This is a genomic window from Rosenbergiella epipactidis (genome assembly GCF_018494055.1).
GTDB lineage: Bacteria > Pseudomonadota > Gammaproteobacteria > Enterobacterales > Enterobacteriaceae > Rosenbergiella > Rosenbergiella epipactidis.
The window spans coordinates 252,970-276,048 of the sequence record NZ_JABBFQ010000003.1 but is presented as its reverse complement, the minus strand read 5'-3'; the positions used below and the strand labels follow the sequence as shown (position 1 = coordinate 276,048).

22 protein-coding genes, 4 tRNA genes and 1 other RNA gene are annotated in these 23,079 nt (G+C 47.3%); 11 read left to right on the top strand and 16 right to left on the bottom strand.

Annotated elements, in window-relative coordinates; all coding sequences use genetic code 11:
- The first annotated feature begins 77 nt into the window (after positions 1–77).
- The gene (locus tag HGT71_RS06835) at positions 78–512 is read left to right on the top strand and encodes a GNAT family N-acetyltransferase (protein ID WP_092677578.1); all 435 of its coding nucleotides are present in this window, start codon (positions 78–80) and stop codon (positions 510–512) included.
- Positions 513–542: 30 nt separating this feature from the next.
- Here the strand turns inward: HGT71_RS06835 and HGT71_RS06830 are convergent, their stop codons facing one another.
- The 6 genes from HGT71_RS06830 to HGT71_RS06805 all read right to left on the bottom strand — a co-directional run bounded on the left by HGT71_RS06830 (position 543) and on the right by HGT71_RS06805 (position 5,237).
- Positions 543–725 (bottom strand): DUF2474 domain-containing protein, encoded by a 183-nt coding sequence (locus HGT71_RS06830; protein ID WP_241596859.1) that lies wholly within the window; start codon positions 723–725, stop codon positions 543–545.
- Positions 709–1,716, bottom strand: a complete 1,008-nt coding sequence (gene cydB / locus HGT71_RS06825; protein WP_214217118.1) for a cytochrome d ubiquinol oxidase subunit II — start codon at positions 1,714–1,716, stop codon at positions 709–711. The genes HGT71_RS06830 and cydB overlap by 17 nt, the downstream gene beginning before the upstream one ends.
- Before the next feature lies 1 nt (position 1,717).
- On the bottom strand, positions 1,718–3,139 hold the full coding sequence (locus HGT71_RS06820; protein WP_214217117.1) for a cytochrome ubiquinol oxidase subunit I: 1,422 nt from the start codon (positions 3,137–3,139) through the stop codon (positions 1,718–1,720).
- A gap of 296 nt (positions 3,140–3,435) precedes the next feature.
- Positions 3,436–3,732 (bottom strand): hypothetical protein, encoded by a 297-nt coding sequence (locus HGT71_RS06815; protein WP_214217116.1) that lies wholly within the window; start codon positions 3,730–3,732, stop codon positions 3,436–3,438.
- A gap of 116 nt (positions 3,733–3,848) precedes the next feature.
- A complete protein-coding gene (locus HGT71_RS06810) occupies positions 3,849–4,559 on the bottom strand; it encodes a hypothetical protein (protein ID WP_214217115.1) in 711 nt (236 codons plus the stop codon).
- A gap of 204 nt (positions 4,560–4,763) precedes the next feature.
- Positions 4,764–5,237, bottom strand: a complete 474-nt coding sequence (locus tag HGT71_RS06805) for a universal stress protein (RefSeq protein WP_214217114.1) — start codon at positions 5,235–5,237, stop codon at positions 4,764–4,766.
- Positions 5,238–5,507: 270 nt separating this feature from the next.
- On the opposite strand from HGT71_RS06805, the gene ypdK reads away from it, so the two are divergent.
- Positions 5,508–5,582, top strand: coding sequence for a membrane protein YpdK (ypdK, locus tag HGT71_RS06800; protein ID WP_099824793.1), 75 nt, complete (start codon positions 5,508–5,510; stop codon positions 5,580–5,582).
- 32 nt (positions 5,583–5,614) lie between these two features.
- Here ypdK and glk read toward each other — a convergent pair whose 3' ends face one another.
- Both glk and HGT71_RS06790 read right to left on the bottom strand, forming a co-directional pair.
- Positions 5,615–6,580, bottom strand: a complete 966-nt coding sequence (gene glk / locus HGT71_RS06795; protein ID WP_214217113.1) for a glucokinase — start codon at positions 6,578–6,580, stop codon at positions 5,615–5,617.
- Between the two features lie 138 nt (positions 6,581–6,718).
- Entirely contained in the window at positions 6,719–7,957 is a 1,239-nt protein-coding gene (locus HGT71_RS06790) for an Nramp family divalent metal transporter (RefSeq protein ID WP_214217112.1), read from the bottom strand.
- Between the two features lie 354 nt (positions 7,958–8,311).
- Here HGT71_RS06790 and HGT71_RS06785 point away from each other — a divergent pair, with 354 nt between their 5' ends.
- Positions 8,312–9,496, top strand: coding sequence for a NupC/NupG family nucleoside CNT transporter (locus HGT71_RS06785; protein ID WP_214217111.1), 1,185 nt, complete (start codon positions 8,312–8,314; stop codon positions 9,494–9,496).
- Between the two features lie 44 nt (positions 9,497–9,540).
- Here the strand turns inward: HGT71_RS06785 and HGT71_RS06780 are convergent, their stop codons facing one another.
- The 4 genes from HGT71_RS06780 to HGT71_RS06765 form a co-directional block, all read right to left on the bottom strand.
- Positions 9,541–10,029 carry a DUF2938 family protein gene (locus tag HGT71_RS06780; protein ID WP_214217110.1) on the bottom strand — a complete coding sequence of 163 codons (489 nt, stop codon included), beginning with the start codon at positions 10,027–10,029 and terminating at the stop codon, positions 9,541–9,543.
- Positions 10,030–10,186: 157 nt separating this feature from the next.
- Positions 10,187–11,341: an AI-2E family transporter gene (locus HGT71_RS06775; RefSeq protein ID WP_214217109.1), complete on the bottom strand. Its 1,155-nt coding sequence runs from the start codon at positions 11,339–11,341 to the stop codon at positions 10,187–10,189.
- A gap of 156 nt (positions 11,342–11,497) precedes the next feature.
- A tRNA-Ala gene (locus HGT71_RS06770) sits at positions 11,498–11,573 on the bottom strand.
- A gap of 36 nt (positions 11,574–11,609) precedes the next feature.
- Positions 11,610–11,685: transfer RNA gene (locus HGT71_RS06765), tRNA-Ala, on the bottom strand.
- 287 nt (positions 11,686–11,972) lie between these two features.
- Here HGT71_RS06765 and HGT71_RS06760 point away from each other — a divergent pair.
- Positions 11,973–12,323, top strand: coding sequence for a YfeC-like transcriptional regulator (locus tag HGT71_RS06760; RefSeq protein ID WP_214217108.1), 351 nt, complete (start codon positions 11,973–11,975; stop codon positions 12,321–12,323).
- A 37-nt stretch (positions 12,324–12,360) separates the two neighbouring features.
- Here the strand turns inward: HGT71_RS06760 and gltX are convergent, their stop codons facing one another.
- The gene (gene gltX / locus HGT71_RS06755; protein ID WP_048912374.1) at positions 12,361–13,776 is read right to left on the bottom strand and encodes a glutamate--tRNA ligase; all 1,416 of its coding nucleotides are present in this window, start codon (positions 13,774–13,776) and stop codon (positions 12,361–12,363) included.
- A gap of 268 nt (positions 13,777–14,044) precedes the next feature.
- Between gltX and HGT71_RS06750 the strand changes: the two genes are divergently transcribed.
- The 3 genes from HGT71_RS06750 (at position 14,045) to HGT71_RS06740 (ending at position 14,369) form a co-directional block, all read left to right on the top strand.
- Positions 14,045–14,120: transfer RNA gene (locus tag HGT71_RS06750), tRNA-Val, on the top strand.
- Positions 14,121–14,124: 4 nt separating this feature from the next.
- Positions 14,125–14,200, top strand: a tRNA-Lys gene (locus HGT71_RS06745).
- Between the two features lie 47 nt (positions 14,201–14,247).
- Positions 14,248–14,369: non-coding RNA, RtT sRNA (locus HGT71_RS06740), on the top strand.
- Positions 14,370–14,409: 40 nt separating this feature from the next.
- Here HGT71_RS06740 and HGT71_RS06735 read toward each other — a convergent pair.
- A complete protein-coding gene (locus tag HGT71_RS06735) occupies positions 14,410–15,327 on the bottom strand; it encodes a LysR family transcriptional regulator (protein WP_214217107.1) in 918 nt (305 codons plus the stop codon).
- 94 nt (positions 15,328–15,421) lie between these two features.
- On the opposite strand from HGT71_RS06735, the gene HGT71_RS06730 reads away from it, so the two are divergent.
- The 4 genes from HGT71_RS06730 (at position 15,422) to HGT71_RS06715 (ending at position 20,784) form a co-directional block, all read left to right on the top strand.
- Positions 15,422–16,399 (top strand): bile acid:sodium symporter family protein, encoded by a 978-nt coding sequence (locus tag HGT71_RS06730; RefSeq protein WP_214217106.1) that lies wholly within the window; start codon positions 15,422–15,424, stop codon positions 16,397–16,399.
- Between the two features lie 148 nt (positions 16,400–16,547).
- Complete coding sequence (locus tag HGT71_RS06725) at positions 16,548–17,687, top strand: HlyD family secretion protein (protein ID WP_214217105.1); 1,140 nt, start codon at positions 16,548–16,550, stop codon at positions 17,685–17,687.
- Positions 17,680–19,251 carry a DHA2 family efflux MFS transporter permease subunit gene (locus HGT71_RS06720; RefSeq protein ID WP_099824520.1) on the top strand — a complete coding sequence of 524 codons (1,572 nt, stop codon included), beginning with the start codon at positions 17,680–17,682 and terminating at the stop codon, positions 19,249–19,251. Before HGT71_RS06725 ends, HGT71_RS06720 begins: the two co-directional genes overlap by 8 nt.
- Positions 19,252–20,784, top strand: coding sequence for an efflux transporter outer membrane subunit (locus tag HGT71_RS06715; RefSeq protein ID WP_214217104.1), 1,533 nt, complete (start codon positions 19,252–19,254; stop codon positions 20,782–20,784).
- A 30-nt stretch (positions 20,785–20,814) separates the two neighbouring features.
- On the opposite strand, the gene HGT71_RS06710 is transcribed toward HGT71_RS06715, so the two are convergent.
- The gene (locus tag HGT71_RS06710) at positions 20,815–21,030 is read right to left on the bottom strand and encodes a DUF3820 family protein (protein ID WP_092676067.1); all 216 of its coding nucleotides are present in this window, start codon (positions 21,028–21,030) and stop codon (positions 20,815–20,817) included.
- Positions 21,030–23,042, bottom strand: coding sequence for an NAD-dependent DNA ligase LigA (ligA, locus tag HGT71_RS06705; protein ID WP_214217103.1), 2,013 nt, complete (start codon positions 23,040–23,042; stop codon positions 21,030–21,032). The genes HGT71_RS06710 and ligA overlap by 1 nt, the downstream gene beginning before the upstream one ends.
- Between the last annotated feature and the right edge of the window lie 37 nt (positions 23,043–23,079).

Below are 23,079 nucleotides of genomic sequence, written 5' to 3'. Positions count from 1 at the left end.
TCTGAGCATAAGTTACTTGAATTTTACCTCACTTATGTCCACATTAGCCTGTGTCCTTAACTCTTTGCTAGTGGTAGATGACTGTGAAAATTGAGCCGATTACTCTTGAACAATGTTTAGATCTCCGCCAACACGTTTTATGGCCGGACCGCCCTCGTGAATCGTTGCGTCTTGCTGAAGATAACGATGATACGGCACGACATTTCGGCTTATTCGTTCAGGATAAGTTAATCAGCTGTGTTTCATTATTTATGACCAATAATGACTGTTGGGTTATTCGTAAATTCGCCACACTAGAAGAGTATCAGTCTCGCGGCTATGGTACTCAGTTACTGCAGCAGACTTTGGCGATTGTTGACCAAGCAGGAATAAAAAAAGTCAGCCTTGATAGCCGTCGTACTGCTATCCGTTTCTATCAGAAATCGGGCTTTCAGATCTGCAGCGAGCCGTTTATTAAAGACGGTGTAGAATTTGTTAAAATGCAGCGCTATACCGATTTAAGTTTACAATAAAAAAAGGGCTCACAGTGTGAGCCCTTTTTTTCAGCGAGTCATCCCTGCACTGTGCATCAGTAGCCAAAGGATAACCGCTACCACACCCAGTGCAGCAATACTGCCTAGCCAGATCAGCAATAACCAACGAAGCTGACCTAGCTGACTAGAGGGCTTAGCGCCCTCCGACATTGGGACTGGACGTTTAGCCGCCAACTCAGTGATACCCTTCATCTTCAGAAATTTTCCCACGGAAGACGTAATAACTCCAGAAGGTGTACATCAAAATAACCGGGATAATCAGTAATCCCCCCACTAACATAAAGCCTTGGCTTTGTGGTGGCGACGCGGCCTGCCAAATGGAGATAGACGGTGGGATAATATTTGGCCACAAGCTAATACCCAGTCCGGTGAAGCCAAGGAAAATTAATCCCAAGGTTAAAAGGAAAGGTGCGTAATCCGCGCGACGTTTCACTGCCTTCAAGATCCCTAACCCGCAAATGATCACTAGAACAGGTACTGGCAAGAACCAATAAAGATTCGGGCGAGTAAACCAACGCTCAGAAATGGCATTGTGCGCCAACGGCGTCCAGATACTAATGATCGCGATAACAATCAATAGCGCAATAGTCAGTGGCTTGGTCAACTGTGACATTTTATCGTGCAACGCATGCTGCGTTTTCATGATCAGCCAGCTACTGCCTAATAGAGCATAGGCTAACACCAATCCAACACCGCAGAACAACGGGAACGGTGATAACCACCCCATCACATCACCGGTAAAGACGCGACCTGTCACCTGAATACCATTGAGAATGGTACCGACCGAGATACCTTGCATAAAAGTCGCAAGGAAAGAGCCGCCAATAAAGGCTTTATCCCAGAAAGGACGGTGATGTTCTGTCGCTTTGAAACGGAACTCGAACGCCACACCGCGGAAAATTAATCCGAATAACATTAGCGTAATAGGGATCGATAACGCGTCAGCAATCACGGCATACGCAAGCGGGAATGCACCGTAAAGCGCAGCGCCCCCCAGGATGAGCCACGTTTCATTACCATCCCACACGGGCGCGACAGTATTGACCATCATGTCACGTTCAACAGGGTCTTTGATAAAAGGAAAGATTAAGCCAATCCCCAAGTCAAAACCATCCATCACGATATACATCAAGATGGCAAAAATGATGATGGTGAACCAAATAATTGAGAGATCGATACCCATGTTATTTTTTCTCCTCTGGTTTCTTAGAGGCATCTACGGCAGAGAGTGGACGAGCCGGCGTGTGGTGTTGACCTGGACCACCATGGATCTCTTCTCTTCCCTCGCCTTCGACCGGGCCTTTCTTGATTAAGCGAATCAAATACACATACCCAATGCCGAATACCGATGCGTAGACGACAATAAAGGCAATCAAGCTAAAGGTCATTTGTAATGCACTGTGAGGAGAAACGGCATCACGCGTACGTAACACACCGTAAACAACCCAAGGCTGACGCCCAATTTCAGTCGTGAACCAACCAGCTAACATTGCTAACAAACCAGAAGGTCCCATTAACAAAGTGAACCACAAGAATGGACGAGAATCATAAAGACGTTTTTTATAACGCATCCATAGGCTGGCGACTCCCAACAGGATCATCAGCATGCCCAACCCGGCCATCACACGGAATGACCAGAAAACAATCGTCGAGTTAGGACGATCCTCTTTCGGGAAGGTTTTCAATGCAGGAACTTGCTTATCGAGGCTATGCGTCAGAATCAAACTCCCTAAATAAGGGATTTCCAGCGCATATTTGGTTTTTTCCTGTTGCATATCTGGCACACCAAACAGGATCAGTGGAGTCGGCTCACCCGGAGGGTTTTCCCAGTGACCTTCAATCGCGGCAATTTTCGCGGGTTGATGCTCAAGTGTATTCAGACCGTGTGCATCACCTAAGAATGCTTGAATAGGTGAAACGATCAAAGCCATCCATAATGACATGGATAACATTTTCTTGATGGCAGGCGTTTTATTTCCACGCAGTAGATGCCAAGCCGCTGAAGCCCCAACGAAAAACGCTGTCGCCAAGAAAGCGGCGGTACTCATATGCAGCAATCGGAACGGGAATGAAGGGTTAAAGACGATTTGCATCCAACTTTCAGGTATCACTACACCGTTTTGGATACTGAAGCCTTGCGGCGTTTGCATCCAGCTATTGGAGGCTAGGATCCAGAAGGTCGACAGAATGGTACCCAATGCCACCATACAGGTTGCGAAGAAGTGCAAGCCAGGCCCTACGCGATTCCAGCCAAATAGCATTACCCCAAGGAAGCCAGCTTCCAAGAAGAATGCTGTCAGCACTTCATAGGTCAACATGGGACCCGTGATGCTTCCTGCGACTTGGGAGAATCCGCTCCAGTTAGTCCCAAATTCATAGGCCATTACTAGCCCAGAAACGACACCCATACCGAAGTTAACCGCGAAAGCTTTGATCCAAAAATGGTACAAATCGCGATAGGTTTCGTTTTTCGTTTTTAACCACAACCCTTCTAGCACGGCGAGGAAACTCGCTAGCCCGATCGTGATCGCCGGAAACAAAATATGGAAAGATACAGTAAACGCAAACTGTAATCTTGCCAGATGAAATGCATCAAGCCCGAACATTGCCACCTCTTACATTACAATTAAAAGACAATTAATGATAAAACTTAACAGATAGTAAAATCATTTAACACATTGATTTTTATCAAACTATTTTACGCTTATCGCCTGATATGAACAGAATTAATCATAATAATTTAAGAGTTTTTAGTGGACCAACTGTTACCTAAAGATGTGCAGTAAATGGAAAGTAATTAAAGTGTAGCGGGAAAGAAGGAAAATAGAAGTAAGGGGAACGACAGTGTTAGTTAAGTGTGAATAATCTCAACAATTAGCCAGCGAAGCGCTGGCTAACATCCTTAATTTTTGATCTTATAGTTGCATTGGAACCAACGGGTCGTGTAACCAGGTAGTGAGCCAGCTTCCTCTGGTAAAGGATCCACTTTATCAAAACCTTGTTGAGCACAACGTTGTGTAATGTAGGCGTTAAGAGCAGCGTGATCGAGCTTATGAGATTGATAACGGAATTGATAAGTATGAGCAACCTTATCGTGGTCAATCTCGGTAAAGCCTCCTGGCTGTTGCTTCGCACACCCGGCTATCAGGGTACATACACTGACGACTATTCCGACCAAAAGTGCCCTATTCTTCGACATGTAAGCCTTCCATAATGAGTTCAAACCTGATATCTCGCTACTATAACCGAGATAATGGCACCCAATACCGTGTTATAGGGGCCTGAAGTTCATTATCAGTAGATTCTTACTAATTATCAGCCGACGACCATCTGTCGAATGAGGTTCGCGGCCTCGGGCTGCGGAAGTTTTAAAATCGTGCGGTAAAGGTCTATAGACATCACGCAAAGCTTCTGGTGATCTGTCGCTAAATCTTCCGGTTGATTAAGTTGCTGTAATTGATTACCCCAGTGTGGATAAAGCCTTTTCACTACCTCGTTCAGCGCAGTATGCGCGGCCTTGATATCGCGTGTTCGATCACTGCCTAGGCTATGAAGGAAAAGTTGTTCTAAAGCTTGTTGATCAGCTTGATTCATCTGAGCGCTCAAGAGGGTACCAATATTTACGCCACCTGAGACCTGCGGATAAAGAAAACGATAACAACTTTCTGCCGAGACCGAATTTAATGCCTGCATCTCTTGCACTGCGACAGCAATGTAATCCGTTACCGCACGGTCATCTGCCTTAACAATTCTAAGATTCACTAATTCCGTTAGCTGGCCACGTACTTCGCCAATCGCTTGTTGCTGACTATGCCCTGCTGCTAATGAATGGAGAAAAGACTCTCTCACTTCTTGCCATAGTTGCGGCTCTTGCTGTTTAAGTAAACGATAGCCTGGTAATGCGGCGAATTGGGCTAAAGCCTGTTGCTGCGCAAGCTGGTGCGAATCCGTTGAACGAGAGTGTAAACGATAACCAATAGCACCTAAGATGATGATAAAAATGACAATAAGAGTCGCTTTACGCACAAATGATATCCGTTAATTTCACTACTCTGTCTAATCTTCACCATAACAATGAGTCAAAGAGGAAATAGTGGGTAATTAGAGCATTAGACGAGAAAGATAATCTGGATCATAACCCAGCCCTCAATCTTTAGAATATAGCTAATTTTATCGGGAGAATAAGCCTGAAATTGTTAATTTTCTCTTCTAACCACGGAAAATGAGCCACTAACTATCGCTGAGACCAGCACATAAATCAATTAACACCGGACAGCTCGCGGTTTCGAGCACTTCAGCGCTAACAGAGCCTTTAAACAGTCGGTTAAAGGGAGATAGATGCCGACGTCCCATAATAATCATGGAAGCGGAAAGCTTATTCGCTTGCTCAACAATGACTGCTGCCGGTTCCCCACGACAGAGAAGGCCCCGCGCGGGGATACCAGATTGCTGAAAAGGAACTAATGCAGCTCGAACGGCGGTCTCAGCACAGTTTAAAGGATCTTTAGGCTGACCATACTGTTGGACGACTTGGTCAATCGCGCATTCAATATTCATCACCTCTCCCTCGACGCCACCCTCAGTGGGTAGGCAGCAAAGTACCACCACAGACGCATTACGCAGAAGGGCTTCTTGTAACGTTAATTGACCGATCGTAGCCGAAAGATTGTTATGGTGATCGATAGCCATTACCACTGTATTCATCACATTATCCCTGAGTCGAAGATATTTTTACTCTACTGCCTTTTTAAATACTCTCTCAAGTTATTTAATCAAAAAAAATGAGCTGAGGTTCAGCCATATCATGTCAGTGCGGCGTCAATGATGTTAATTCTCAGTAAGGAAATATTTCTTTTTACGTTAAATCAACGTACATTATGCGGGATCAAAATCGTGATATGCATCACGTAGTACGATCACGATAAGCTGTAACCAAGGTATTCAGCGGAATAAAATGATAATAGAGGATATCTTATGAAGTATGCACTGATGGGAATTTCGTTTTTTGTTGTGCTGTGGCTAGCGACTTTCGTTCTACTGCTCAAATAATAACAGGGCGTAAGCCCTGTTAAGCTCTCGGTTTACAATATCGAACCGAGAGTTTGGCGTATATGCGCCCCTGCCCCAAGTAAACCAGGCTGTTCATGGGTGATCATGTAAACAGGAATATCCTTAACATAATCACGAAAACGCCCTTTATCCTCAAAAGCAGCGCGAAAGCCTGACGCCTTAAAGAACTCAAGGAAACGTGGGACAATCCCGCCGGCAATATAAACACCACCGAAGGTCCCCAAGGTTAACGCTAAGTTGCCACCAAAGCGGCCCATAATGACACAGAACAGAGAAAGTGCACGGCGACAGTCGATACAGCTATCTTCTAACGCACGTTCACTCACTTCCCGAGGTTTGAGTTCCGCTGGCTCACGATTGTCGGCCTTAACGATACCGCGATAGAGATTCACTAATCCTGCACCAGATAATACGCGCTCAGCTGAAACATGCCCCATCTCTTCGCGTAAGACTTCAAGTATTTGGTCTTCTTCTTCACTGTTCGGCGCGAAGTCAACATGTCCGCCTTCTCCCGGCAAAGGGACCCAACGCTTATCTACGTGCACTAAATGACTAACGCCGAGACCGGTACCCGCACCATAAATAGCAATAGGTTTATCGGCGACAGGTTCTTCTCCACCAAATTTTAATACGTCGTTCTCCCCTAACATCGGGATAGCCATTGAAACTGCAGTGAAGTCATTAATCACTTCGAAGTGTTCGAAGTGTAAGTTTTCTTTCATAGCTTGGATCGAGAAAGCCCAAGGGTGGTTAGTCATTGCAATCCAATCACCTTTAACTGGACAAGCAATAGCGATACAAGCATCAACAACGTCGATGTGTTGTTGATCTAAATAGTGCCGAATCACCGCTTCGAGGCTCGGGTAGTCTGATGTTGGAAAAGTATCAATTTGCGATATTAATCCGTTAGCCACATCACAAAGTGCTAACCGTGCATTGGTGCCACCCACATCACCGACTAATGCATATTTAGTCATTATTTTTAATGCTCCACTCGGGATAAATCATCTTAAGTCGTCAAACAACCTAAGCTAAGTTTCAATGAGCTCCGTTACGCCTACGCCAAACAAGCGCAGGCCAGTTAACTCAATAAAAGGTTAAGAGGACAATTTTTCTTATAATCCAATCAAGTCGCCGAATAATAATCCCAAATTAAGCGAAACAACAATCAGAATGATCCCCCATGCCGCTAGCTTTATCCAGCGGGTATTGACCAGATCACCCATAATTTCGGTTCGGTTAGTAAACATCAACAATGGTATCAGAGCAAGTGCAATCCCAAAACTTAAGACAACCTGACTCAATACCAATATTTTCGTTGCGTCCATGCCCGCCAAGATGACGACAAAGGAAGGCAGCATGGTGATAGTACGGCGTAGCCATAATGGAATACTGAAATGGACAAAGCCCTGCATCACCACCTGCCCCGCCAAGGTCCCTACCACGGTTGAGGAAAGCCCTGCAACCACTAAGCTTAAGCCAAACACCACAGTGGCAGCATTACCCAGCAAAGGTTTTAATGTCATATAGGCTTGATCGAGTTCACTTATCCCAGTATGACCATTAAAGTGGAACACGGCAGCTGCGGTCGCCATCATCGCTAAATTCACAAAACCTGCGATAGTCATCGCAATCGCAACATCTAGTTTTGTCGAGGCATAACGTTGCGCTTTATTTTTATCGTCACCACGTTGCGTCAACGCAGAGTGAAGATAGATCACGTGCGGCATAATCGTTGCACCAAGCACCCCTGCCGCGAGATAGAGTGCATTAGTATCAGGTAATTTGGGCACCGCCATTCCCACCAGCAATCCACGTGGATTAGGTTGTGAGAAGAATAATTCAGCAATATAAGCGCCAGCAACGAAAAGCAGCATCAGCCCAATTAACCATTCCAGCGGCTTCGGTCCTCGGCTTTGTAGCATTAAGATCAGGAAGGTTACCACCCCGGTAATCACTGCCCCTTCAAGAAGACTTATACCGAATAACAGTTTAAACCCTAGTGCGGCACCAATAAATTCAGCCAGATCCGTTGCCATCGCAATGATCTCTGCCTGTACCCAATAGAACCAGACTAAAGGCTTAGGGAAGCGGTCGCGAATATGCTCGGCGAGATTTTTCCCTGTCGCGATGCCTAACTTTGCTGAGAGTAATTGGATCAACATGGCCATGATATTGGCCCATACGACTACCCATAACAGCTGATAACCATAACTGGCACCCGCTTGGATATTGGTCGCAAAGTTGCCGGGATCGATATAGCCGATAGCCGCAATAAAAGCCGGACCTAATAACGACATTTTAGCTTTGCGTTGAGTCATAAAAGGCATTGTCGTTTTCTGGCGACTAGACATAAATGAGTCCTGTTTAACATGATGTCCAACTTTAGGCGATCCCCTTAGTGAAAAGAAATCGGTATAAGTAATCACTCTGATAGCAATCGCTACAAAGTATAGCCTTTGCTATACCTTGTAGTAAGGTACCTGTTCATTTGCTCATCAGCAACAGTTTTATTACTTGATCTCACTGAAGATCGCTTACCTATAACCTAACATCCCTTTATCGATAACAAATCGATCTTTCCCACGACAATTAGCAAAAAAATATGAGATCTAATGCTTATAATAAGTAACTTTACTCGTTTTTACTTTCACTCTCCCCTAGAATAGCGCCCTACGATCTATCCCTTTAGTTTTAAGGCACTATGCATGTCACAAGCACTTCATTTTGTACTCGCTCTGATAGTTATAGCCGTTCTAGCGTTGATTGTTAGCAAAGACCGTAAAAGTATAGCTTACCGCTATATTTTGCAGCTTTTAGTGGTCGAACTGGCGTTAGCTTGGTTTTTCCTCAACTCCAACGTGGGATTGGGTGTGGTTCAAGGATTCTCAAACTTCTTCGCCATGCTTCTTAAATATGCAGCAGAAGGCACAAATTTCGTGTTCGGCGGCTTAAACGATAAGGGAATGGCGTTCTTTTTCCTGAATGTGTTGTGTCCGATAGTCTTTATCTCTGCCCTGATCGGTATTTTGCAGCATTTCAAAATCCTACCGATTATCATCCGTTTTATCGGGACAGTGCTCTCGAAAATTAACGGTATGGGGAAGCTCGAATCCTTTAACGCCGTTAGCTCACTTATTTTAGGTCAATCTGAGAACTTCATCGCTTATAAAGACATTCTCGGCAAGATGTCTGAGCGGCGGATGTACACCATGGCTGCAACCGCTATGTCGACTGTGTCGATGTCTATCGTCGGTGCCTACATGACCATGCTGCAACCTAAGTATGTTGTCGCGGCCTTGATCCTCAATATGTTCAGCACCTTCATTGTGTTATCGATTATTAACCCCTACTCGGCTAAACAAGAAGAAGACCTGTCGCTGAAGAACACTCATGAAGGGCAGAGTTTCTTCGAGATGCTCGGCGAATATATCCTTGCAGGCTTTAAAGTGGCGATGATCGTAGCGGCAATGCTGATTGGTTTCATCGCGCTTATTGCAGCGGTCAATGCTCTATTTACCGCTATTTTTGGTATTAGTTTCCAAAATATCCTCGGCTACATTTTCTATCCACTCGCTTGGGTCATTGGCGTGCCGAGCAATGAAGCGTTACGCGTCGGCAGTATTATGGCGACGAAATTAATGTCGAATGAGTTTGTGGCAATGATTGACTTGCAAAAAATGGCCGGGCAGCTGTCACCACGCTCCGAGGGAATACTTTCCGTCTTCTTAGTCTCTTTCGCTAACTTTTCATCTATCGGTATTATTAGCGGGGCGATTAAGGGATTAAACGAGAAACAAGGAAATGTTGTTTCAGGCTTCGGGCTAAAACTTATCTACGGCTCAACCTTAGTCAGCTTACTCTCCGCAGCGATTGTCGGCCTGGTGCTCTAACACTCTGCTCTTTACAAGCGGCTGAATAAGCCGCTTATCTCCGCTCATGTGCTCGCGTAGAGCAATGCAAATCCGTACTGACCAAGCGCAAAAATAGTATGGGCAATCAGCATCATTAAAATTGCTTTAGCTTGATGCGGTATTTTTCTGCCGCAGAATCCCGCCCCCATCGCAGGCATAAACAGCGTCAGCCCTGCAATAGAGCTCAGCACTATGCCCACTAGAAAAAGAGGCGGAAATGTCGGTGTGTGGATAAAGGGCATTCCCCAGCCGATCACGACTATTACCGCATAGGCGATACCAACCAGATAGTGGAACGACCAGCCGCTGACTTTTTCAACTACCGAAGGCGGCCGATTATCTCCTTGGGTGACGACCCACTTCCCTTGCCGCAGCCCTAATAGCCACCGGCCAACGCTGCCCCAATCGGTGGGCGTCATTCCCTTTAGCCTAAAGAGTATGAGTCCCCACAGATCCAACACCAAGGTTGATCCAATGCCTACCACTAGACTAAAACCAATAAATGTATTCATTTCTATTCACTTAATCATTACTCATGACTTTAGCCTAGCATAGAACGCATAATCCTTTCGCACTGAGCGTCTTTATCTGTTCAGTCCGCTTAATCAAAGGCAAAAAAAAGAGCCCATCGACGATGAGCTCTTAGAGAGTCAATAAAAAGAATAGCGATTATGGCGACTGATCGCTGTGCTGCTGTTCAGCCAATTTCGCTTTTAACGCCTCAGTTTCATCTTTCCCTTCGGCGATAAAGTCAGGATCAATCTGCTCAGCGTTATCTTGATTTTCTCGGCCTGAGAGTAAATTCCAGCAAGCGATAAACAACGCGGCGATTAACGGGCCAATCACAAATCCGTTAATCCCAAACAGTTCCATTCCGCCCAAGGTTGAGATCAATACCAAGTAGTCAGGCATTCTGGTCTCTTTACCCACTAAGAGTGGACGCAGGAAGTTATCCACTAGCCCGACCACCACAACAAAGAAGGCGATTAGGAACAACCCTTTCCAAACCGGGCCTAATACCAAGAAGTAGATCGCGACAGGCGCCCAGATAATCGCCGATCCCACGGCAGGGATTAGGGACAAGAAGGCCATCAATGCTCCCCAGAGCACACTCCCTTCGACGCCCAAGAACCAGAAGGCAATGCCGCCTAAAGCACCTTGAACGATAGCTACCACTACGGTGCCTTTAACAGTTGCTTTTGAGACTGCCGCAAACTTTAGAAGTAAGTGATGTTTAGCATGTTGCGTTAACGGCACAGCGTCTAAGAGTAGGCTAACTAAGTATGAACCATCTTTTAAGGTGAAAAACAGTAGATAGAGCATAATGCCGAAGCCGACGGTGAAACTAAACGTTCCCTGGCCAATCATTAGCGCACTGTTAGCAAGTGTATGGCTGCCTTGCATAGCAAATGCGGAGACTTTCTGCTGCAAGGTGTTAACATCGGTCAATCCGTAGCGTTCCAAGAAATTCTGAACGAAAGCTGGCATATGCTGGATTAGCTGAGTGATGTCCCCGGCAAAATTCCCTCGGTTTTGAGAGACACTTTGGTAAAGTTGGTTACCCTCGTACGCCAGCGACGTAGTGACAATGACTAATGGAATAAAAACAATCAGGCATATCACCAGTAGGGTAAGAAACGCAGCGAGCGCATTACGATCACCCAACCATGCTCTGATACGGGTTTTAAGCGGATAAAACAGTACCGCTAGGATAATTGCCCAAAAAATCGAAGAGTAGTAGGCCTTAAGGACAAAGCAAAATGCAATCGTCGTTAATAACAGTAATAGAATGAAGAAACCTTCATTAATTCCCTTAAGCTTCATAGCGTAATCTCAATTGACAAATAAAAATTCAGATATGTGTCGTAAAGCCGTCAATGGCTCACCGCGTAATTATTGCTTAATAAGTAATAAATTTCACTTAACTGAAGAAATAAAAATCTAATAAGGGATTAAATCGAAAGGAAAATCATTAAGAATTGGTGGAGATAAGCGGGATCGAACCGCTGACCTCTTGCATGCCATGCAAGCGCTCTCCCAGCTGAGCTATACCCCCACATCTAGGAATTTCATTGCACAAACTCGAGGAGTTTGGTGGAGCTAAGCGGGATCGAACCGCTGACCTCTTGCATGCCATGCAAGCGCTCTCCCAGCTGAGCTATAGCCCCTTCAATGAAGGTGTCAGTGTCACTGACGCCGGAATAATAGGTAACTGGCTGATAACTGTCAACGTCATTTTTTATATCCTCGCGCAATCGCTGAAAATTACAGCAAAGTGCTGCGAAAGCCATCACCCTCAAATTTTATTGACCTTTCCTAATTAATTAGCGGTGATAATTGGAGAAAGTATGAGTGAACGCATAATCTGTATGATTAGCTCTTTTATTTTATTCCACTTCAAGTTATTTTCATAATTACGAGTTAACGTAAAACAATCAACTAGAAGGAACTGATTGTGAACAAGGAATGGATGACACCTGAAGAACTTGCGCAGGAAACGGGCTACTCGCGTCAAACTATTAATAAGTGGATTAAACGTGAAGGATGGACCACCGTTGCTAAACCCGGTGTACAAGGGGGTAAGGCGCGATTAGTGCACATTGACCAACAGGTCACTGAGTTTTTGAAATCAGTGCGCCATGCGGCTGAACCACGAAGTCACTATACGGTTCGTAAAGATCAACTCACCCAGATTTTGCTGAGTTCAGTCCAGCAAATGAGCCCTGATGAAAAAGCGCAGCTTACCTCTCTTCTATTACGAGAAGGTATTAGTGGTATTCTAGGTCGATTAGGCATCACTTCGTAGGAAGTCCCGGCAGCCTAAACTGCCGGGGCTTAAAATACTACGCTTGGTTTTCGCGCTCACTAATAAAAGCGAGAGCTTGAGCAATTCTGTTAACACTACGTTGTTGACCAATTGCCTCAACCGTAACGTCTAAGGCAGGTGACTGCCCTGCTCCGGTCACGGCTACGCGTAACGGCATCCCCACTTTCCCCATACCCACTTCAAGCTCGGCAGCCGTTTGCTCGATAGCATTATGGATGGCTTCCGTCGTCCACTCGGTCAAGGCAGCTAATTTCGCTGAAATCAATTCAAGCGGCTGGCGAGCGACTGGGCGTAAGTGTTTCTTCGCCGCATCGGCATCAAACTCATTGAAGTCTTCGTAGAAGTAACGACAGGTTTCCGCCATCTCTTTCAACGTTTTGCAGCGATCACCTAATAATGTCACTAATTTAGCCAACTCTGGACCGGTGCGCGTATCGATCTGTTGTTGATCGATATGCCATTGCAGTTGTGTCGCCACATATTCAGGGGCCAACGTGGTAATGTAGTGATGGTTCAACCACAATAATTTTTCGGTGTTGAACGCACTGGCTGACTTACTCACTGCATCAAGCTGGAACAGTTGCACCATTTCATCGACAGAGAAAATTTCTTGGTCGCCATGTGCCCAGCCCATTCTCACGAGATAATTTAATAATGCTTCGGGTAAGAAGCCGTCGTCACGGTATTGCATAACGCCGACAGCACCATGACGCTTGGAGAGTTTCTTACCATCGTCACCTAAAATCATCGAGACGTGCGCATAAATAGGAACCTCTGCGCCAATCGCTTTTAAGATATTAATTTGACGCGGCGTGTTGTTGATATGGTCTTCCCCACGGATCACATGAGTAATGCCCATATCCCAATCGTCAACCACTACGCAGAAGTTATAGGTAGGTGAGCCATCGGTACGGCGAATGATCAGATCGTCGAGTTCTTGGTTGCTGAATTCAATAGGTCCACGGATTTGATCATCAAAAATGACCGACCCCTCTTGGGGGTTACGAAAACGTACGACATGAGGTTCATCAGGAGTATGGCCATGTTCGGTATCTCGGCAACAACCGTCATAACGAGGCTTCTCACCCGCTTCCATTTGCTGTTCACGTAATGCGTCTAGACGCTCACGCGAGCAGTAACAGCGATAAGCGGTATCGGCTTCGAGCATCTGGTCAATCACTTGGTTATAGCGATCAAAACGTTTGGTCTGATAGTAAGGACCCTCATCCCAATTTAGGCTTAACCAGTTCATCCCGTCCATAATGGCTTCGATAGCTTCCGGTGTGGAGCGTTCAAGATCGGTATCTTCGATACGCAGAACGAAGTCGCCTTGGTTATGACGGGCGTATAGCCAAGAATAGAGAGCGGTGCGAGCGCCACCGACATGAAGGTAGCCTGTAGGGCTTGGTGCAAAACGTGTTTTGATTTTCATTTGAGGTTTGCCTTAACGTACATTGGGTAGAACACCCGATAAAACCTTGTGGAATCGTATTATTCTTCGCACAGTGTAACAGTTAGCGCTTTTTCCTCAATAATAAGACATGACTAATTCTTGCGGGGTAACGCAAATTATGTGGCTATTTTCACCAAACTGCTTAAATGGCCGACAGAGTGGTGAAAATTAAACCGAACAGAAAATTAAGTGATAAAAAGCGTTGACTCAAAATCAACTATCCCTATAATGCGACTCCACACAGCGGGGGTGATTAGCTCAGTTGGTAGAGCATCTCCCTTACAAGGAGGGGGTCGGCGGTTCGAATCCGTCATCACCCACCACTTCGGGTCGTTAGCTCAGTTGGTAGAGCAGTTGACTTTTAATCAATTGGTCGCAGGTTCGAATCCTGCACGACCCACCAAATTTAGTAAAAAAGCACCCTCTGGGTGCTTTTTTCGTTTCTAGTACTCAAGAGTAAAATCGTTCAGGATGAGAACCTGCTGCAGGGCCGAGTCGAACGCAGTGAGACAACGTTGCCTAGGCAACGACCCGCAGGGCGAGCGTAGCGAGTCATCCTGCACGACCCACCAAATTCAGTAAAAAAGCACCCTCTGGGTGCTTTTTTCGTTTCTAGCGCACGCTAATCTGCCGTTTTAGTGCCAACTGTTGCGCTTGCTCGGCAACAAGTTGCCAAATCACCTCTGCAGCGGGAGACAGTGACCGATTTTTACGGCGTATCAAGGTCAGCAATCGTCCTCTTTCTGGTGAAATTTTTCTCACCACTAGCCGACTCTCTTGCGGTAAAGGCAGCGCCAGCGCCGGAAGAATACTGACGCCAATCCCTGCATCGACCATGGTAAACAGCGTACTAGGATGGCCGACTTGCTGAACCACCTCAGGATGCCCCCCTTGCTGCTGAAAAATTGCATCGATCAACACCCGGCTGCCAGAGGCATAATCTTGTAACACACATTGGCGCAGCCCGATATCGGCCCAACTGACTCTGGGTTTCTCTGCCAGCGGGTCATCGTCACGACATAATAATAGAAAAGGATCTTGCAGCAGGGGTTGTGTCTCGAATTCACGCGTATTCTGAAGCTCTATCACGATACCAAAATCGACCTCTTCTTGCCTTACCGCCTGAACTACCGATTGCTGGACACTGTCTTGCAACAGTAAACGTATTTCTGGGTAACGTTGCTGACAGCTCGCCAAACACTTTGGCATCAGTTGCGCAGAAATCGTTTGGCTTGCTGCCACTCTCACGGTGCCGGTCCGCTGTTCACCGTAGCTATAGAGATCTTTGATTAAACTATCCATATCATCAATCAATAACGCCATGCGTGAAGCCAACTGTTTACCTGCTAAGGTGAGTACCACTTCTCGAGTCGTGCGATCGATAAGCCGTAATGAAAGCGTTTGTTCCAGCTCCTTAACGGCATGACTGACTGCCGACTGACTTAAGCCAATCAACTCCCCTGCTCGGCTAAAACTCTGCTGCTCGGCGACCGCGACAAAGATGCGTAGCTGACGTAAACTATAATTCATCTATTTTCTTCATATATTCATGTAATAAATCAATTATATTTCTAATCTGATTTCAAGCACAATCCAATCATTACTTATTGCACGGATACAATATATGGGCTTTCTGCGACTCGACCCGATGATGGTGAAACTGATCATCACTGTTTTACTCGCCACCTTTCTTCCTGCGCGCGGGGGATTTGTCCCGATTGTCGAGGGACTCACCACTGCAGCCATTGCACTGTTATTCTTCATGCATGGTGCCAAACTTTCCCGTGAAAAAATTATCGCCGGAAGTAGCCACTGGCGCTTACATTTATGGATCATGTGCAGCACCTTTGTCGTATTCCCTATCTTGGGCTGCTTATTGGTGTGGTGGCATCCAGTCAACGTCAGTAACGACATTTACACTGGCTTTATTTATCTCTGTATTCTTCCGGCCACCGTTCAGTCGGCAATTGCTTTTACCTCTTTAGCGGGGGGGAATGTCGCTGCAGCCATTTGTAGTGCCTCGGCCTCCAGCTTACTGGGTGTCTTTATTTCACCCTTACTAGTCAGCTTGGTAATGAATGTTCACAGTGCAATGCCGGGGAATGGCTTCGAGCAAATTGGAAAAATTATGCTGCAGCTCTTATTACCTTTTGTGCTGGGGCATATTGCGCGTCGTTGGATTGGCGGATGGGTGGAGCGCCATCGCAGTTTGATTGGTAAGACGGATCAAACCTCAATATTACTGGTAGTTTATACCGCCTTCAGTGAAGCAGTCGTCAATGGTATTTGGCATAAGGTCGATGCCACAACACTTGGCTGGATCGTCGTCGGCTGTATTCTATTGCTCGCTATCGCACTATTAATTAACATAGTGGTCGCGCGCCTCTTCGGCTTTAGCCGTCCCGATGAAATCACCATTCTATTCTGCGGTTCGAAAAAAAGTTTGGCAAATGGCGTGCCGATGGCCAATATCCTTTTCCCCGCAAGCATCGTTGGTATTATCGTATTACCGTTAATGATCTTTCACCAGATTCAGCTGATGACCTGTTCGTGGATTGCACAACGCTATAAAAAAGCCGGTGAGCAATCGTCTACCGAATAATAATCTTTCTCCCTTCACCCAATGGGTTTACCCTTGGGTGATGACTTTATCGCTATTCTTAACGCCAACTCGTCATATTTTATCTACACTCATAACGTATAAACGTTGAAGATGTCACCTTCGGGTAATTTTTAGGATGGAAGATACCATGACAGACAATACGCGAGATGACCGCGAACAGGATGCAGCTGAACAAGCTCAGGATGCACAGTCTACCGAAAACGAAAATAACGATGCGCCACCGCGAAAACGTCCAGGTAAAAAACCCCTCATTATTCTCGCCATTATCGCCATCATTATTCTTTGTGTGGCAGTCGTTTTTTGGCTTATGAATCGCGGGATTGAATCGACAGACGATGCCTTCACCGATGGTAACGCGGCGACAATTGCGCCGAAGACCAGCGGATATGTGGTCAATCTCAACGTAAAAGATAACCAGTTTGTCCATCAAGGTGATTTATTGGTCGTCATCGATCCCCGAGACGCTACCGCCCAACGTGAACAGGCTCAAGCACAACTTGGTAGCGCACAAGCGCAATTGCAACAAGCCCAAGCGCAGTACCAACTCGCTAAAGTCCAATATCCCGCACAACTGCATCAGGCACTTGCTGATCAAGCCAAAGCGAAAGCGAATTTGGCCAATGCGCAATCAGTGTATCAACGTCAGCACGGCGTTGACCCACGCGCGACGACCCAAAGTAATATAGATAGTGCGACCTCACAATACCGCGCCGCACAGGCTGATTACCAGCAAGCGCAAGCGCAAGTTGAGATTGCTTCTCAGGTTCCACTGCAATTACATCAACAGGAAACGGCTATCGCCGCACGTCAACAACAAGTTGCGCAAGCCGAAGCACAACTGGCCACGGCCAAGCTTAATCTTTCTTATACCGAAGTACGTGCCCCTTACGATGGATATGTCACCAAGCGTAATGTTCAGGTCGGCAGTTTAGTTCAAGCCGGTACCGCCCTGTTTTCACTGGTCTCGCCGCAAATTTGGGTCACAGCCAATTTCAAAGAATCACAACTTGAACATATGCATCCAGGGAATAGGGTGACGGTGAGTGTTGACGCTTGGCCTGACCTAAAACTTAAGGGGCATGTGGACAGTATTCAAATGGGTTCAGGTTCGCATTTCTCAGCTTTCCCAGCAGAAAATGCCACCGGTAACTTCGTCAAAATTGTGCAACGCGTTCCTGTAAAAATCATTATCGATAAGGGACTTGATCCTCGTCACCCTCTACCCTTGGGCCTATCGGTAGAGCCTGAGGTTCATGTTGATGAGTGAAGCACAACGCTGGCAACCACGCTGTAATCCTTGGCTGGTTGCCCTTACGGTGACGTTAGCGGTATTTATGGAGGTTCTCGACTCCACTATCGTTAACGTTGCTCTCCCCCATGTCGCCGGTTCACTCTCTTCCAGTTATGATGAGGCGACTTGGGTGCTAACCTCGTATCTGGTCGCCAACGGTATTGTTCTGCCCATCTCCGCCTTTTTCAGTCGCCTCTTTGGCCGTAAGAATTACTTCTTAATCTGTGTCGTGATGTTCACCCTTTGCTCTTTTCTCTGTGGTATCGCCACCGAGCTATGGCAACTGATACTGTTTCGTATTTTACAAGGCTTTTTCGGCGGAGGATTACAGCCCGTCCAGCAATCTGTACTACTCGATTATTTTAGTAAGCAAGACCGTGGCAAGGCTTTCGGACTCTCTTCAATCGCCATTATTGTCGCGCCGGTGATTGGCCCGACCTTAGGCGGCTGGATTACCGATAACTTCAGTTGGCGTTGGATTTTCTTTATCAATATTCCGGTCGGTATCTTAGCGGCTTTCGCCATTTATCAACTACTCGAAGATCCGCCTTGGGAACGCAAAGCGAAGAAAGGCCAGCTGCGTATCGATTATATCGGTATCAGTCTTATTACACTGGGATTAGGCTGCTTGCAGGTCTTCCTAGACCGTGGTGAAGATGCAGATTGGTTCAACTCCTCCTTTATCATTACCTTTGCCGTGCTCGCGGCGATTGGACTTGTTGGAACCGTCTATTGGCTAATGTACGCACGCCGACCGGTGGTGGATATATTGGTGATGCGCGATCGTAACTTCTGGGTCGCGGGATTGTTAATGGCCGCCATGGCCTTTATCCTCTATGGCAGCTCTGTCGTTATCCCACAATTGGCTCAGCAAGACTTGGGCTATACCGCCACTCTGGCAGGGTTAGTGTTAACGCCCGGCGCCTTCTTTATTATCTTGACCATTCCACTGGTGTTGAAATTAATGCCGATCGTCCAGACCCGATTCATTATTATGTTCGGCTTTATCTGCTTGATGGGGTCCTTCCTGTACTCAGGTTTTCAAATGACCCCTACCCTCGATTTTACATCGTTGGTCATTATGCGCAGCGTACAGTCGATTGGATTAGGCTTCTTATTTGTTCCCTTGACCACCATCGCCTTCATTACTATCCCTCAGCAATTGAATGCCGATGCCTCAGCGCTCTTTACCATGTTCCGGAATGTGGCCGGTTCAATCGGTATTTCTCTGTCCACTGCGGCGATTACTGAGCGACAACAGGCGCGTTCGGCGTATCTCTCCGATCACACCACCGTATTTGATGAACCTTTCTCGCAAATGGTTCAAAAGATGAGCGCGGCGATAGAAAATTTCACCACCTTGGTCGGAAATAGTACCCAATTGGCTACGGCACAACTCTATAAACAGATGATTAGCCAAGCCCGTATCTTGGCGTATGTCGATGTCTTTACCGGGCTGTGTATCATTGCCCTGATCATGATCCCCTTCTGTCTTTTACTCGCCCCAGTGAAGAGTGAAGGCAGCGCAGGAGGCCACTAAATGAAAGGAAAACTCATGAAATCGCAGCGATTATTATTGCCGATGCTGATTGCAGTCCTCAGCGGCTGTGCGGTCGGGCCCGATTATCATGCTCCTGAAAACCACTTAACTGGCGCATGGCACGCGAATCAACAAGACCAAGCCTCCCACCCATTAATGACCGACACCCAGGTCAGTTGGTGGGAAAACTTTAACGATCCGCAGCTCAATAGCCTGATCCAACGGGCGACAAAGGGCAATTTGACCTTACAGCAAAGCGTACTGCGTATTGCTGGCGCTCGTGAGCAGGTGACCAGTGTACAGGGGGGATTATTACCCACACTGAATGGTCAAGCTTCTTATTCTCGCCAGCAGTTGGGATTAAAAGGAGAGCTACAATCTCAGGGGATCTATGATGCAATTCCCAGCGATATCGCCAACCAAGCGACGGGTAGCGTAAACTTTTACCAGGGTGGATTTGATGCCAGCTGGGAACTTGATTTGTGGGGGAAAACCCGCCGACAGATCGAGATGGCGCGTGCCAGCGAACAGCAACAGATTGCACAGCATAATGATGCACTGGTCTCTCTCGAAGCCGAGGTCACTCGGACCTATCTTCAACTGCGCGCGGCTCAGGCGACCGAAGCCTCATTGGGTCAGCAGATCGCTATCGCGCAACAGAGCCTCGAATTGACGCAAAGCCAGATGCAAAACGGCCTCGCACCGAGTAGTGATGTGGAGAGTGCAACGGCGCAATTGACCGCTTTACAGGCGCAACTGCCGCAATATCAATCACAAATCGCCCAAGCAAAAAATGCGCTGGCAGTACTGATTGGCCAGCCACCCGGTGCCTTGGATTGCGAGTTGGCGGCAACTAAACCGTTGCCGACATTACCGCAGTTAGTTGCCGTCGGCGTTCCTTCCCAGCTTACGCGCCGTCGGCCAGATATTCGGGCGGCAGAAGCCAATCTTCATGCCCAAACGGCGAATATTGGTGTCTCGGTAGCGCAATTATTCCCTAGCCTATCCCTTACCGGACAACTGGGTGTGCGTAACACTGATATCAGCTATATGGATAATTGGAGCAGCCATTTTTACAGCATCGGGCCGGGGATAAATCTGCCGATCTTTGAGGGCGGTCGCCTCGTTTCCAACGTGAAATTGGCGCGTGCGCAACAAGCCGCCGCCGCGCTCAATTATCGACAAACCGTGTTAACGGCCCTACAAGAAGTGGAGAATGCTTTAGTCAGTTACCGTACGGGGCAACAACAAGACTCAGCCTTAACGCAGTCGCGTGATGCATTACAACGCGCCTATCAACTCGCTTCAGAAAACTACAGAAAAGGCTTTATCACCTACATCACCGTGCTCGATGCACAGCGTCAGTTAGCGCAAACCGAACAGCGGGCGATCCAGGCGCAAGCGCAAACGGCCGTCGATTTAGTTGCGCTGTACAAAGCACTAGGCGGTGGCTGGGAACAACAGTCTACAGTGACGCTGCCTCATTATTCGGTATTTGGTGACGTGGAGAAGACAAGCGTTACCTCCCCCTAATATTTTCGCCCCGTAACCGGGGCGAATTGTTTAGACTTTAAGCGGTGTCACTAGGTGTTCAAGCCCTTCGATTCTTATCGCTAAAGCCAACTGCAGTAACTGTCCAAGATGCCCTTCTGGGAAGGCTTCTTTTCGAGCAAACCATAATAAATACTCTTCGGGGAGATCGATCAGCCGCCTGCCTTGATATTTACCAAAAGGCATACGCCAGTTCGCCAGCTCAACTAATTGCTCTTTATCCGGCATTACGCCTCCAACATCGCAATAAGTTGTTGCTCGTCAATCACAGTAATCCCTAAAGCCTGCGCTTTCTCGAGTTTAGAGCCTGCCGCTTCACCAGCTATCAATAGATCGGTCTTTTTCGAGACACTCCCTGTTACCTTAGCACCGCGTTGCAACAATTGTTCCTTCGCCTCGTCACGGGTCATCTGGTATAAGGTCCCGGTAAGCACCACCGTTTTACCATTGAAGGGTGACTCCGTTGCCTGCGCAACCACTGCGGCTGGCCAATGAATCTGTGCCTCATCCACCAATTGACGAATCACCTCACGGTTACTCTCTTCATCCATAAAATGACGAATATGGGTGGCTACGACCGTACCGACATCATCAACCGCAATAAGATCCTCCATCGAGGCGGCGATCAGCGCCTCTAAGGTGACAAAGTGAGTGGCTAATGCAAGGGCTGTTGCCTCGCCCACTTCACGGATCCCTAAAGCATAGATAAAGCGCGCTAACGTGGTTTGACGAGATTTCTCCAGTGCCTGAATGATATTTTGTGCCGATTTAGGCCCCATTCGCTCCAACCCGGTTAACTTACCGGCGGTTAAGCGAAACAGATCCGCAGGCGTAGTGACATACTCTTTATCAACCAATTGCTCGATAAGTTTATCGCCAAGGCCATCGACATCCAGTGCTTTGCGCGATACGAAATGCTTTAAGGCCTCTTTGCGCTGAGCGCCACAGATTAAACCGCCGGTACAACGTAGCACCGCCTCGCCTTCAACCCGCTCGGTATCCGATCCACAGACTGGGCATTGGCTGGGAAATTCAACTTCCCGTGTATCACTAGGTCGCTCTGCGGTAATTACACTGACGATTTGCGGGATCACATCTCCAGCCCGTCTTACCACCACACGGTCACCGATTTTCAAGCCTAGACGTTCAACTTCATCCGCGTTGTGTAATGTGGCATTACTTACCCATACTCCCGCGACTTGTACTGGCTCTAAACGCGCAACAGGGGTAATAGCTCCCGTACGGCCTACTTGGAACTCGACATCACGGACCTGGGTCATTTGCTCTTGCGCGGGAAACTTAAATGCCGTGGCCCAGCGGGGGGCACGGGCGACGAAACCCAGTTGCTGTTGCTGGGTGAGGGCATTAACCTTAATCACAACACCATCAATATCGAAACCAAGCTGCTCACGTTGCGCAATGACGCGATGGTAGAACGCCATCACCTGCTCGGCGGATTGGCATACCGTCACATGCGGTTCCATCGGTAATCCCCACTGGCGCAGCTGCGTTAATCGCTCATAATGACTTTCAGCCAGTTCACCGCCTTCATGAACACCGATGCCATAACAATAGAAACTCAAAGGGCGCTGCTCAGTGATACTTGGGTCGAGCTGACGTAAGGAGCCCGCTGCGGCATTGCGCGGATTAGCAAAGACCTTTCCACCCTTTAGCCGAGCTTTCTCATTCAGGGCTTCGAACCCCTTTTGTCGCATAAAGACTTCCCCCCTCACTTCCAGACGACGAGGTAAATTTTCCCCCGTCAGCGAGAGTGGGATGGACTTAATGGTTCGAATATTTTGGGTAATATTTTCACCGGTCGCACCATCCCCTCGGGTCGCGGCACGGGTCAAAATCCCCTCTTCGTATAGCAGACTCACGGCTAAGCCATCTAGCTTTAATTCACAGCAATATTCGATGCCACTCGCCCCCGATAGGCGCTCATTCACTCGGCGAATAAACGCCAAAAAACTGGTTTCGTCAAACACGTTATCCAGAGAGAGCATAGGGACTTCATGTTGGACCGACTCGAAGGCACTCAGGGGCCGTGCGCCCACACGTTGGGTCGGCGAATCGCTCGTCACTAAGTCGGGGTGCTCTGACTCAATCTGGCGTAACTGCTGCATCAAGCGATCGTATTCTGCATCGGGCACTTCTGGGGCGTCTAAGACATGATATTGATATTCGTGATGACGAAGTACCCGACGTAAGCCGTCTACCTGTTGTTGGAGGTTAGCCATAATGCACCATGATAAAAAACCCCCGACAGGCGGGGGT

What these genes read in the sequence shown, in the direction of transcription:
- HGT71_RS06835 (WP_092677578.1), top strand. Translation starts at nt 78, where the DNA reads ATGACTGTGAAAATTGAGCCGATTACTCTTGAACAATGTTTAGATCTC.
- HGT71_RS06730 (WP_214217106.1), top strand. Translation starts at nt 15,422, where the DNA reads ATGGGCTTTCTGCGACTCGACCCGATGATGGTGAAACTGATCATCACT.
- HGT71_RS06805 (WP_214217114.1), bottom strand. Translation starts at nt 5,237, where the DNA reads ATGAATACAGTGGTAATGGCTATCGATCACCATAACAATCTTTCGGCT.
- HGT71_RS06820 (WP_214217117.1), bottom strand. Translation starts at nt 3,139, where the DNA reads ATGTTCGGGCTTGATGCATTTCATCTGGCAAGATTACAGTTTGCGTTT.
- HGT71_RS06785 (WP_214217111.1), top strand. Translation starts at nt 8,312, where the DNA reads ATGTCACAAGCACTTCATTTTGTACTCGCTCTGATAGTTATAGCCGTT.
- HGT71_RS06790 (WP_214217112.1), bottom strand. Translation starts at nt 7,957, where the DNA reads ATGTCTAGTCGCCAGAAAACGACAATGCCTTTTATGACTCAACGCAAA.
- HGT71_RS06720 (WP_099824520.1), top strand. Translation starts at nt 17,680, where the DNA reads ATGAGTGAAGCACAACGCTGGCAACCACGCTGTAATCCTTGGCTGGTT.
- HGT71_RS06710 (WP_092676067.1), bottom strand. Translation starts at nt 21,030, where the DNA reads ATGCCGGATAAAGAGCAATTAGTTGAGCTGGCGAACTGGCGTATGCCT.
- HGT71_RS06725 (WP_214217105.1), top strand. Translation starts at nt 16,548, where the DNA reads ATGACAGACAATACGCGAGATGACCGCGAACAGGATGCAGCTGAACAA.
- HGT71_RS06775 (WP_214217109.1), bottom strand. Translation starts at nt 11,341, where the DNA reads ATGAAGCTTAAGGGAATTAATGAAGGTTTCTTCATTCTATTACTGTTA.
- glk (WP_214217113.1), bottom strand. Translation starts at nt 6,580, where the DNA reads ATGACTAAATATGCATTAGTCGGTGATGTGGGTGGCACCAATGCACGG.
- HGT71_RS06815 (WP_214217116.1), bottom strand. Translation starts at nt 3,732, where the DNA reads ATGTCGAAGAATAGGGCACTTTTGGTCGGAATAGTCGTCAGTGTATGT.
- ligA (WP_214217103.1), bottom strand. Translation starts at nt 23,042, where the DNA reads ATGGCTAACCTCCAACAACAGGTAGACGGCTTACGTCGGGTACTTCGT.
- gltX (WP_048912374.1), bottom strand. Translation starts at nt 13,776, where the DNA reads ATGAAAATCAAAACACGTTTTGCACCAAGCCCTACAGGCTACCTTCAT.
- HGT71_RS06780 (WP_214217110.1), bottom strand. Translation starts at nt 10,029, where the DNA reads ATGAATACATTTATTGGTTTTAGTCTAGTGGTAGGCATTGGATCAACC.
- HGT71_RS06735 (WP_214217107.1), bottom strand. Translation starts at nt 15,327, where the DNA reads ATGAATTATAGTTTACGTCAGCTACGCATCTTTGTCGCGGTCGCCGAG.
- HGT71_RS06715 (WP_214217104.1), top strand. Translation starts at nt 19,252, where the DNA reads ATGAAAGGAAAACTCATGAAATCGCAGCGATTATTATTGCCGATGCTG.
- HGT71_RS06830 (WP_241596859.1), bottom strand. Translation starts at nt 725, where the DNA reads ATGAAGGGTATCACTGAGTTGGCGGCTAAACGTCCAGTCCCAATGTCG.
- cydB (WP_214217118.1), bottom strand. Translation starts at nt 1,716, where the DNA reads ATGGGTATCGATCTCTCAATTATTTGGTTCACCATCATCATTTTTGCC.